We start from the raw sequence: 12,154 nt of genomic DNA, 5'->3' as shown, positions 1-12,154 counted from the left end.
CTCACTCCTCCGCCGTAAAATCATACACCTCAAAATTCTGCTCTCCGTAATTCAGCGTATCTGCCAGCACTCTGCCCCGGTACTGCCCGCCGTAAATACTTTCAAAATATCGATCCATATAACGCAGATTGATATTTTCCAGGGAAATCACATAGACATTATCCTTTGTCACAATATCCTTTTTCGGATCGGTGATGCCAAGCTTCGCGCACTTTGCGTTTTCCAGCGGGGAGAAGGTGTGCCAGCCGCCCACGGAAAGCAGGTTACTGAAGGTGAAATCCCGCTTTACGGTAAAATTATCCGTATAGGTTTCAATGGAAAAGGTCGTCATAAAGTAGACATTTTCCGGATGCTCTGCCATGTAGCGGTTCACATCCAGGAATTCCAGGTTGTAGTCGCGACGGCCTGTATTGTAAGACTGCACGCTCCGCCAGGTGTTCGCGGCCGTCAGGGTCAGGACACAAAAGATCCCGAAGGTCAGTACGATGCTGCCGGGGCAGATTTTTCCCACGCTGTCTGTCTGCCGCTCCGTTCCGTCGTCGTTCTCCCCCAGTACCTGAATCCGATACCAGATTCCCAGGAACAAGAAGATTGCCATAAAATACAGCACAAAGCCCACACGCTCCAGCAGACGGTCCCGGTAGCCCAGATAGCCCCAGTAACCGAACCAGAGCACCAGAAAGCTTAAACCCAGCCCCAGGCTTCGCCGGGAGCGTGCCGCGCAGAGCGCAAGCCCCAGGGCAATGACCGCGATGGCAATCAGATTGGCCGGATGATAGGTATCCTTCGTAAAATGCTCATAAATTTCCGTAAAGGCTGTACAGAGACGCTCCTTCAGCGGATTGGAAGCCGTATAAGCCTCCTTCTCGTGCCGGGCCAGCGCCGCCATTTTCTCCGGGTACAAATTGTCCGCCAGATACAGGGAATAGCGTTGTAAATTCTCCGCTTCCTCGGGCGTAATACCCAGCCCGTCGTAAATGGCCGGGTCGGTCTCGTAATTCTGAAGCCCATAATAATCCATGATGGCTTCCCGGTCTGTATTATACTTCCGGAAGGTCCTCCATTCCGGGGAACGGTAGGCAAAGGCCTCCACTGCCAGAATCACCAGGACGCCCACTGCCAGCGCCGCCGGCACAAACAGGTGCTTCAGGCGGAACGGAAATGTGACTTTTCCACATTTCCATTGTCCTTTTGCGGCATATTTCCACAAAAAACACAGGGCTGCTGCCGGAACGGTAATGAAAAAGACGTCGTCACGAATCAGGAGCGATACCAGAACCAGAAATACCGCGATTCCTTCTTCCATCCGGATCTGCCAGTCCGGGCCTTCCCCTGCCGTGTAAAACAGGAAAATGCCCGCCGCGCCCGCAATGCCCGCCGCCGTCGTCCACTGAAACGCCGATACATGCTGGGTTCCCAGGGCTGTCATCAGGAGCAATGCTATGCCTGCATATATGATTTTCCAGAAAATTCCTTTTTCAGATACCAGACCGCGGTACAGGCAGAGGGCAAAGGACAGCAGCACTACGCCAATCATGGTCAGTCCGTACCAGTCCAGCCCCGGAAAGCACTGATAGAGACCGCTTATCACCAGGCCCAGCAGATATTTGATATGCAGAAGATGGGCGTCCGGCGAGCCGGTAATGACGCCCGCCGCCACATTCCGCATGGCCACATCATCGTTGATGTCATAGATAAAGGGAACGGTTTTGTATACAAAGAGAAACCAGCAGCCTGTCAGTAAACATGCCGCCAGCATCGCGCCGAAGACGCGCCATCCTCTGTTCATTTCTCCTTTCGTCCTTATGTCCATCTGTTTCACTCCTGTATCTGATAAAAATAGTACATTCTTCCGTCTATCTCACGATTTTCGGTGAGTGTAAGCTCTGCCCCCGGCTTCTTCCAGGCAAGCCAGGAAGCCAGAAAGCCCGGATCCTCCACATCGCGCGCCACCAGGTACGCGTTTTCATCGGTAAACAGGGTCTGCTCCACTGATTTCACGCCAAGCGCCATGAAACGCTCCTGATCCAGCGGGGAATCCGTATACCAGTCGCCAAAGGTCAGACAGCGGTTCAGGGCGAAATTGCCATTGGTCACGACCCGGGCGCCGCCCACCGGCTCCGCCATATAGGTTTCGATAAAATAGAGCTTTTCCGTTTCTTCCTTACATGCATTCTTAAAGGTCTGAAAGCTGCTGTCCAGGGCCAGCTTCTCCCGGTTGCTGACTGTGGAGCTTTGCCACTGCAAAAGCACGGTAAGGACTGACAGAATACAGAGAATTCCGGCCACCGGGCGAAGCCACGGGCACTGATCCTCCTCTTTTTCGCAAAGACTCGTAAACAGACCACCAAAACCCCCCAGCATCACCAGATGCAGGGAAAATGCCACCCGCTCCGGCAGCCGTCCCGCGTATCCCAGAGCCAGCCACAACAGGCCCTGAGCGCACAGGTACAACAGGAGCAGAGGATACAGCCGTTTTTCCCGTTTCCATAGCAATATCACGGCCAGCAGGAAAAATACCGCCATCGACAGGCTGACGTTCCGATATTCCGGAGAAAAGAACTGTTCCGCGGCCAGCTTTACCGCCGCTTTTATTTTCGCCATTGTGCCAGGCTCTCCGTCTGTCTGCCGCCGCGCTTCGACGCTTAACTTCTCCATCATCTGCGCATCCATGCCGTCTACCAGATAGAGGGCGTAGTGACGCAGGGCCCGTACCTCCTCGCTGCTGATCCCAAGTCCATCAAAGAATTCCGGATCCGCCTCATAAGCCGGCACTCCGTAATAATCATAAACCTCCGAGCGCGCATTCTGGAACCGCTGAAATTCCGCCCATTCGGGACCGCTGTAAGCCTTCTTCTCCACCAGGAACAGCAGACCGACGGCGAAAAACACCAGAACCGGAAGCAGCAGTTCCCGGAAATTTATTTTCCATTTATTTCCATTCTCATTTTTCTGAAACGCTTTCCACAGAAAAGCCAGACCAAAACCGGGCAGTACCATAAAGAACACGTCTGAACGGATCCCATAGGTCAGTATCAGAAGCATCCAGATCCATACGCCGTCGGCCAGACCGGTTTTTCGCCGCCCCGCGGACACATAAAGGAACAAAGCCGCCGCGCCCAATGCCGCTGCGCTGATGGTCCACTCAAACTGCGCCGCATGAGAAAGCAGGGCCGTAAGCGTCACGCCGACTGCGCCCACGCAGTACACACCTTTCCATTTCCAGCTTTTTTTTGCTGCCAGACCCCGGTAAAGAATCGCTGCCAGGCTTAAGAATACAGCGCCCGCCATAAAAAAGCCGTACCAGTCTGCCCTGCTGTTTATCCGGTACAGGCTACTTATCGTCCGTCCCAGCGCGTACTGCACAAAAAACAGATGACCGTCCGGCGTCCCGGTAAAGGCTCCGGACGCAATATCCCGCATAATCACGTCGTCGGCAATGGCGTACACAAAACCCATGGTCTGATACACCGCCAAACCACAGATAAACGCAAGAAGAACAGACGCCGCCGCGGCTGCGCCTGTTCTTTTCACTGCCTGCTTCATACTTCCTGCTCCTTTGCTTCCTTCTGCAGACTTTTATAGGTCTCATGGGCCGCGATAAGCTGCATCTCAAAATCCTGCTTGTTCTTCTGCTCCATGCTCTGCAGCACCAGTCCCGCAAAAAGCGACTGGAGCGCCGCAATCAGCACGAAGCCGCAGACAATCAGGGTTGGGAAGCGGGGCACCAGTCCGGTCTTCCAGTATTCGGTCAGAATCGGAATCAGGAATACCACGCCCAGCACGGTCAGGATACCCGCCAACAGAGAGAAAAAGCCCAGGGGCTTATAATTCTTATAAAGATTCAGGATCCGGGTCAGTACCTTGAAGCCGTCGGAAAAGGTATTCAGCTTAGATACGCTGCCCTCCGGGCGGTCCCGGTAGTCGATGATCACATGATCCACCTGCATATGCTTATCCGCCGCATGGATGCTCATCTCGGTCTCAATCTCAAAACCGTGAGACAATACCGGGAAGGTCTTCACAAACTGATAATTAAAGGCCCGGTAGCCGGTCATAATGTCCTGAATGTTCGTATCGAAGAAGCGGTTAATGCAGTTCTTTACAAAGGAATTGCCGAAATTATGGAAGGGCCGCTTATTTTCTGTGTAATAAGTGGATGAAAGCCGGTCTCCCACCACCATATCGGACTGCTCCTCCACTACTTTTCGTACCATCTCCGGAGCTGCTTCCGCCGGGTAGGTGTCGTCGCCGTCCACCATCACATACACTTCCGCGTCAATCTCCCGGAACATCCGGCGTATGACGTTGCCCTTGCCCTGCTGGTATTCATGGCGCACAATGGCGCCGGCCTCTTTGGCAAGCTCGCCGGTCCCGTCGGTGGAATTGTTGTCGTAGACATAGATCGCCGCCTCCGGCAGGGATTTTCGGAAATCCTCTACCACCTTTTTTACTGTTTTGCTCTCGTTGTAGCAGGGAATCAGTACCGCTACTTTATCCATATGACGTGTCCTCCGTCTTTAAAAATCTGTTTCTGCCTGACTCTTTTTCTCTTTGTATACACGCCACAGCAGATACAGCATCAGCGGCATGCAGGCGATAAACGGGTAGTGATACCGCATTTTCACCACAGGACCCAGAAGGTTCGTCAGGAAATAGCCGGTAAAGGGCGCCATCACAATCAGCTGCTTCCACTGCCGCGCATACAGAAGCACCAGTATGGTAAACAGCCATAACCAGGTGTAAAACCCCAGATTAAAGGTGGCCGCGATAACCGGAGCCTTCTGGAAAGAGGCTTCATTTCCGATTTTTCTATAAAATTCTGAAAGCACCGGGATTTTGGATTCCATGGTCACATCCACGTCCGCCCGGAATTCCTTGCAGTCATATTCAAAGTAATCTTTGCCCTTATCCGTCTCCTCGATGGAATTGCCCGGATACCAGTATCCGAAGGTTCCCGCCAGGAATGAGTCGATATACATTTTCTTATGGGTCATTCCCACACTGACCCAGGTCTTTAAGAAAGGCGTGGGATTCTCAGCGAATTCACTTCCGTGAAAATAAGCCTTCACCGGATCAGCGAACCGGGACATATAGGTATTCAGGCCCTCCTCGTCAATCATGGCAAGGATTCCTTCTTTCTGTTCTTGCGTCAGCCCCTGGTAATCCAGATTATATACACGGGCGGCGGACTGCATCAGGACGCTGCACATCTCCCGGGCGTCTCCCGGCTGAATGCCGAGGGCGCTGTAGACCGGGCCGGTATAGATCCCGTATAGCCCTAAGCAAATCACGCAGAGCAGCAGCATTTTCTTCCAGTATCTGCGGAATGCCCACAGAAGAAAAGGGATGCAGAACAGAAACGTATGCAGACCGTTATTGCGGAAGGCATACAGGAAAAATACATTGACACAGAAAAGAATCTGTCTGCGCCCGGACGCAAAAAATATCTCCGGGTACTCTGCCATGCGTAAAAGCTGTACCACAAACACCGCGAAGACTGCGGTAAAAATCGAATCCTTAGTGGCGCACAGAGCCATCAGGCTGTTGACCGGATGAAAACCCAGAAATACAAGCGCGCCGACCCACAGCCATTTCGGCGCTTTTTTCTGCCGCAGGTAGAGGCAGACGTCCGCGTATAACGCAGACAGGATAACCATCTGAAGCAGGGAATAGATAAACGCTCCGGCCTGATTGGAGCCGGTGAGCGCCCTTCCGAGCTGTCTCGTCAGCCACAGCATGGCTGTATGGAGTATCGGGTGATGGGCAGTCCATGCGTGATCGGCCACCGCCGCCAGCTGCCAGCCGCAGTCATAGGAGAAAATTCCCGGCCAGGAGGCCAGAAGCACCGGAATCCAGGATAAAAAGAGTACGGCAAAGCAGAACCAGTAAAACTTCCGTACCGGGAAGCTGTAGGCGATAAAGTAGGCTATCGGACCGTCCGCCTCGCTCATATGCACACCCGTCAATCCGTCCGTTTCCTCTGCTTCCATTGCTCCGTTTTTTTGTTGTATTCCTTCTGTTCCTGTTTTAACAGACGCTTTCTTTTCTGACACGCCTGCCAATACCCGCAGCCCTGCGCTCACACAGATGGTAAAAAACGGACTTAAGGCTGCAAAGGCCGGAAACACCTGCGGATTCCAGATCGTATCCGTATAATTCAGCGAAAACCCCCAGGCGGCAAACGCCGCGAACATCATACCGCCCGCCGCGCCATAAACCAAAAGTCTGGCATTTACCGCTTTTTTCAGGAACTGCACGCCCACATAAGTAAACGCACCGAACATCAGCATCGCTGTCACACTGTTGGACAGCATGGTACTCGTGCCCCGGATCTGATACAGGAAATTGATCCCGCACACAGCCAGGAAGGCTGCAAGCACCGCTATGCTGTTCTGTGTGATCTGCTTTTTGCTCAAAATGTTCTCCTAATAAAACCAGTTATTTAATCGTATAATCCGAATAATCCAGTGAGAAATTCGGGTTAAAATAGGGATCACCCGCATCCAGATCCGCCTTCCACTTCCGGCGGAACATGTCTACCTCCTGCTGGAAGCGCTTCTGCTTCTCGCCCTCTTCCATACCACGGGTCTTGGATTCATAGTGATACAGCTCCGCAAAAGGCGTAAACACATTCAGATATCCCGCGTGGCGCAGCTTCAGACAGAAGTCCACATCGTTGAAGGCTACCCGGAACTCCTCGTCCAGGCCGCCCACCTCGTCGTACTGGGCGCGGCTGACCAGAAGGCACGCGCCGGTCACAGCCGTCACATCCTGGGCGTAGCACAGACGTCCCATATAGCCCAGATGCATCTTGTCATCCTTATAATGGGTGTGGCCTGCCGCCCGGTGAGCGCCAAGGCCGATAACGATGCCCGCATGCTGAATGGTGTTGTCCGCATAGTACAGCTTGCCGCCCACCGCAGCCACGTCGGGCCGCTGGGCGTACATCAGAAGCTCCTCCATCCAGTCTCTGGTGATAACCTTCATGTCGTTGTTCAGGAGCAGCACGTACTTGCCGTTGGTAAAGCTTACGCCGAAATTGTTGATTTTGGCATAATTAAATTCGCCCTCATATTTGACGATCCGGATCTTCGGATTGTGCTCCAGGGCTTTATAGTAATCAAAGATCTCTTTTGTCTCGCTGTTATTCTCCACAATGACAATCTCATAATTCTCATAGGTGGACTTATTAACGATGGACTCCACGCAGCGGGACAGATCCTCCATATGATCCTTATTCGGAATCACGATGGAGATCAGGGGACGCTCCAGCAGCGGATAGCGGATCCGGAAAATCGTCGGGAACGCCCGGGTGCTCTCCACCTTTACGTCCATACCGTATACATCCATGATGTGATCGTGAACCGCACGCTTGGCCGCGTCCACCGCATAGGTCTTGGCGTTGATATCCTGTGCCACACTGGCCTTATGGGAGCGCCAGTAGTAAAGGGCCTTCGGCACATGGTACACCAGCTTCGCTTTGCCGGTCAGCCGCAGGATCATATCGTGATCCTGGCTTCCGTCATACTGGCTCCGGAAGACGCCTGTCTCGTCCAGCAGATGTCTGGAAAAGGCAGAAAAATGACAGATGTAGTTATTGCCGCGCAGATTGTCGATGGCGAAATCCGGCTTGAAGTGCAGCACGATCATGTGGTCAATGCTGTCGCCCTCAAAGGTGATCTCATCGCAGTAGATATAATCTGCATTTTTCTCATTGATGACCTTTGCGTATTCGAAAAGCACCGCCGGATGCAGAATATCATCGTGGTCCAGCAGGGCGATATACTCGCCGGTGGCCATTTTCAGGCACTCGTTGGTGTTGCCGGAGATCCCCTCGTTGTGCTCCAGCACCTGATATTTGATACGCGGATCCTTCTCCGCATATCTCTTGCAGATCTCACCCACGTAGACATGCTCGCTGTCGCTGCCGTCCGCCAGGCACAGCTCCCAGTTCTGGTAAGTCTGAGCCTGTACGCAGTCCAGAAGCTCTGTCAGGAACTTCTCCGGCGTATTGTAAAGAGGCGTCAGAATACTGAACTTAATCATCCTGGGAAATACGGTCTCACGCTGGGCCTTCGCTTCCTCCGGACTCGGAAAGCTGGCAGTGCCGTGGCGCTTCATATTCTTTCGCTCCTGAAGCTTACTGCGAACCTTTCGCATAATGCCCGGAATAGAACCATAGCGTGTCAGACGATCTCTGGTTTTCTCATAGAAATGAAGACCCTTCCGGAGGGGAATCGCCAGTTTCCAGGCAAAGCTGCCCTTGATACGGTCCAGCTTGAAATTCAGCTCCTCAATCTCCTTTTCGGACTCCTCGATTTTACTCACCAGGACCTCGGTCTTTTCCCGTTCTGCCTCGTAAAGTTTTTTATAATCCATTTGTTCCTGATCCATATTCTGCTCCATAACTTTCCTCGTTATTTACTCCTTCGCGTTCGGATCCTCATAGGCGTCGCAGACTTCCTCCGCCTCGCCAATCATCCGCACGTGTCCCCGGTCAATCCAGATGGCTTTATTGCAAATTTCTTTGACCTGCTCGATACTGTGGGACACAAAAAGAACCGTGGTATTGCGATCCATCATTTCCCGGATACGCTTTTTACATTTATTCTGGAACTGATAATCGCCGACAGACAGAATCTCGTCGATGATCAGAATGTCCGCGTCTACGATGGTCGCGATGGAAAATCCAAGGCGGGCCAGCATACCGGATGAAAAATTCTTGATGGGCACATCCACGAAGCGCTCCAGCCCCGCGAACGAGATAATATCGTCGAACCGCTCCTCCAGCATCTCCTGGGAATAGCCGATGAGCGCGCCGTTCAGGAAGATATTCTCCCGGGCGGTCAGATCGTGGTCAAAGCCTGCTCCCAGCTCAATCATGGGGGCGATGGTTCCGGTGGTCTCCACCGTACCCTTGGTGGGCTTTAAAACGCCCGCGATGATCTTCAGCATAGTACTCTTTCCCGAGCCGTTCATGCCGATGAGACCCACGGAATCGCCCTTTCGAATCTCGAAGCTCACATCTTTCAGCGCCCAGAACTCCTCGTAAAAGAGCTGGCGCTTCAGCATCTTGATCACGTATTCCTTGATACTGTCCACCTTTTCTCTGGAGAGGTTGAAGCACATGGATACATTATTTACTTCTATGGCATTTTCTAACTTCATGCTGCTCTCCTATATCTTCAGAATAAACTTATCCTGGGATTTCTTAAATACCAGGGAACCAATCACCAGCGCAATCACGCACCATACGATACTCTGCACATGGAGAATCCAGGGCGCTGTCACACCATCCAGCACCACTGCGCGGAAAATCTTGATAAACGCAGTCAAAGGATTGGCATTGATGATAAAGACTGCCCACTTGGGCGCGCCGTCCAGGATAGACATGGGGTAAATGACCGGAGTCAGATACATCCATGCTGTGGTCACGACACTGTACAAATGCATTAAATCACGGAAGCTTACTGCAGCCGCAGATAAAAACAGACTCACGCCTGTGGAAAACAAAAGTACATACAAAAGTGGAAATACCGCCAGAAGCACCGTCGGCGTCACACGGGAGCGTGTAGCCACCATCACAATTACCAGCGCAATCATGGAAGACAGCAGGTTGACGCCGCTGGACATAACCTTGGTAATCGGAAACAGATACTTCGGCACATACACCTTTTTAATCAGTTCGCCGCTATGGACGATGGAGCCCATAGCGATACTGGTCGATTCATTAAAGAAGTTGAAGATGACCTGACCACACAACAAATATACCGGGAAATTCTCCACATCTCCGTAACGGGAGAAAAAGTAGGAAAATACAATAGACAGTACTGTCATCATCAGAAGAGGATTCAGCACCGTCCAAAGAAGTCCCAGCACAGAGCGCCGGTATTTGGTTTTGATATCCCTCTGGACCAGCTGGTTAATGAGGGCTCTGTATTTGACAAAGACACTAATCAAGCTCACGGCGGTATCCTTTCTGAATCACGCGGTTGATCACGGCAATCAGCACAAAGGCTCCTAAGAATACCATGCCGAAGCGGAAAAAGCTGAAGCACAGCACCTGGTCGTTGGGCCGCGGTGTGGAATAATAAGCGTTATTAAAGATGAACAGCTCACTGCAGAGAGCCAGATAGACAGCCGCCAGGAAGGTCAGGATATTGCCCTTGCCGAAAATCACCTTCATGGGACCCTGAGCGTCATGCTGCAGCTTCCAGATGCCGGAGGAATAGATATCCTCAGCCTCCACCTTCAGCCGCTTATTTTCTTTCTCCAGGGCATGATTTTCCTTCATGGCGATATCCAGTTTGCCCAGAAGCTGCGCCTTCTCCTTCTCGGAAACACTGTGCTTCTTGATCTCCTGCCAGTATTCCTTCTTGTCATTGCCCAGCTCCAGTACACGGAAGGTAACCTTCGCCGCTTTCAGCTTCAGGCACAGAGCCTCGTCCACAAAAAACTTCGGGTCGTTATGCAGATAGACGAAGATGGGATCAAAATCCACATCACTGTTGGTCTTGATCCGCTCCATCTCAATCTGTCTGGTCTCGTCATCCTCATAGGTCAGGACCAGGCCCTCCAGCTTCACCATGCTGCTGTCCTCCAGCAGCGGGTCAAACCGGAAGCCGCAGGTGTGCTCAAAGCCTGTCAGGTCAAAGTCCAGAGTTACGGTCTCACCCAGGGCACAGGTATAAGGCACTGTCAGGGAATCCTCCGGACGGAAATCCTTACCTGTATCAATAAATACCTCTGCTGTCAGCTGTACACTCTCACTCATCTTATTTCTTCAACTCCTTAATTCCACCCCATTTCTGATCCTTCTCAGAAATTGTCAGCTCCATTCCCTCCGGGATCGGCCACTCCACGCCGATATCCGGGTCGCTCCACAGCAGACCGCCCTCATCATTCGGATGATAGAAATCGGTGCACTTGTACGCGAACTCCGCGTAATCGGACAGCACCAGGAAGCCGTGGGCGAAATTCTTCGGGATGAAGAACTGCTTTTTATTTTCCGCGGAAAGCAGTACGCCGTACCACTGTCCGTAGGTGGCGGATCCCTCACGCAGGTCTACGGCCACGTCGAACACTTCGCCGCTTACCACGCGCACGATCTTATCCTGGGGATGGTTAATCTGGAAATGCAGGCCGCGCAGTACGCCCTTCTTGGACGCGGACTGGTTGTCCTGTACAAAGGGCATATCAATGCCTGCTTCCCTGTAATCGTTGTAGTTGTATGTCTCCATGAAATAACCGCGCTCGTCGCCGAATACGGTCGGAGTAATCACCTTCAGACCTTCGATCGGGCAGGTCTCAACTGTAATCTTTCCCATTTTTCATTGTCTCCCTTGTAAGCTATTTGAAAAATTTATAATCCGTTGGCCACATCGATCAGATACTGGCCGTATGCTGTCTTCAGAAGCGGCTGTGCCAGCTTCACCAGCTGTTCCTTGTCGATAAAGCCGCGGCGGTACGCGATCTCCTCAATACAGGAGATGTACATGCCCTGGCGCTTCTGGAAGGCTGCTACGAAATCCGCCGCGTCCAAAAGGGCATCGTGATTGCCGGTATCCAGCCATGCGAAGCCGCGTCCCAGAGTCTCTACCTGCAGAGTTCCACGGCGCAGATACTCGTTGTTGATACTGGTGATCTCGATCTCACCGCGCGCGGACGGCTTTACATTCTTGGCAATCTCTACCACGTCGTTGTCGTAGAAATACAGGCCCGGAACCGCGTAGTTGGACTTGGGGTTCTGCGGCTTCTCCTCGATGGAAAGAGCCTTGCCCTGCTCGTCAAATTCTACCACACCGTACTCCCGGGGATCCTTTACATAATAACCGAAGATGGTAGCGCCGGTCTCGCGCTCCGCCGCGTTCTTCAGAACTCTGGAGAAGCTCTGTCCATAGAAGATATTGTCTCCCAGAACCAGGGCTACACGGTCGTCGCCGATGAATTTCTCACCGATAATAAACGCGTCAGCCAGTCCTCTGGGGCTCTCCTGTACGGCATAACTCATCTTCATGCCCAGCTGGGAACCGTCTCCCAGAAGATCCTCGAAAATGGGCAGATCCCGGGGTGTGGAGATAATCAGCACCTCGCGGATGCCTGCCAGCATCAGCGTGGACAGCGGGTAATAGATCATCGGCTTGTCATATAC

10 protein-coding genes are annotated in these 12,154 nt (G+C 52.4%); all 10 read right to left on the bottom strand.

All coding sequences use genetic code 11. The annotated features are described in order from the left end of the window. Window position 1: 1 nt before the first annotated feature. Window positions 2-1,789, bottom strand: coding sequence for a hypothetical protein (locus ACTRC3_RS07185; protein WP_440322596.1), 1,788 nt, complete (start codon window positions 1,787-1,789; stop codon window positions 2-4). A gap of 29 nt (window positions 1,790-1,818) precedes the next feature. Next, complete coding sequence (locus tag ACTRC3_RS07180) at window positions 1,819-3,546, bottom strand: hypothetical protein (RefSeq protein ID WP_440322595.1); 1,728 nt, start codon at window positions 3,544-3,546, stop codon at window positions 1,819-1,821. Then, entirely contained in the window at window positions 3,543-4,502 is a 960-nt protein-coding gene (locus tag ACTRC3_RS07175) for a glycosyltransferase (protein ID WP_178038468.1), read from the bottom strand. Before ACTRC3_RS07175 ends, ACTRC3_RS07180 begins: the two co-directional genes overlap by 4 nt. Window positions 4,503-4,520: 18 nt before the next feature. Beyond that, window positions 4,521-6,419, bottom strand: a complete 1,899-nt coding sequence (locus tag ACTRC3_RS07170) for a DUF6020 family protein (protein ID WP_440322593.1) — start codon at window positions 6,417-6,419, stop codon at window positions 4,521-4,523. 22 nt (window positions 6,420-6,441) lie between these two features. Beyond that, window positions 6,442-8,409 carry a glycosyltransferase family 2 protein gene (locus ACTRC3_RS07165; RefSeq protein ID WP_349165500.1) on the bottom strand — a complete coding sequence of 656 codons (1,968 nt, stop codon included), beginning with the start codon at window positions 8,407-8,409 and terminating at the stop codon, window positions 6,442-6,444. Between the two features lie 15 nt (window positions 8,410-8,424). Then, window positions 8,425-9,171, bottom strand: a complete 747-nt coding sequence (locus ACTRC3_RS07160; protein ID WP_440322591.1) for an ABC transporter ATP-binding protein — start codon at window positions 9,169-9,171, stop codon at window positions 8,425-8,427. A gap of 9 nt (window positions 9,172-9,180) precedes the next feature. Further along, window positions 9,181-9,969, bottom strand: coding sequence for an ABC transporter permease (locus ACTRC3_RS07155; protein WP_349165496.1), 789 nt, complete (start codon window positions 9,967-9,969; stop codon window positions 9,181-9,183). After that, window positions 9,956-10,777, bottom strand: coding sequence for a hypothetical protein (locus tag ACTRC3_RS07150; RefSeq protein ID WP_440322589.1), 822 nt, complete (start codon window positions 10,775-10,777; stop codon window positions 9,956-9,958). The genes ACTRC3_RS07155 and ACTRC3_RS07150 overlap by 14 nt, the downstream gene beginning before the upstream one ends. Window position 10,778: 1 nt before the next feature. Continuing rightward, window positions 10,779-11,330, bottom strand: a complete 552-nt coding sequence (gene rfbC / locus ACTRC3_RS07145) for a dTDP-4-dehydrorhamnose 3,5-epimerase (RefSeq protein ID WP_178038473.1) — start codon at window positions 11,328-11,330, stop codon at window positions 10,779-10,781. Window positions 11,331-11,365: 35 nt separating this feature from the next. Beyond that, window positions 11,366-12,154 (bottom strand): glucose-1-phosphate thymidylyltransferase RfbA (rfbA, locus tag ACTRC3_RS07140; RefSeq protein WP_440322587.1); only part of this gene is annotated, 789 nt, incomplete at its 5' end.

This window comes from Laedolimicola sp., assembly GCF_051972735.1.
Taxonomy (GTDB): domain Bacteria; phylum Bacillota; class Clostridia; order Lachnospirales; family Lachnospiraceae; genus Laedolimicola; species Laedolimicola intestinihominis.
The sequence above is the reverse complement of the archived record's forward strand: the minus strand, read 5'-3'. Positions and strand labels throughout refer to the sequence as shown.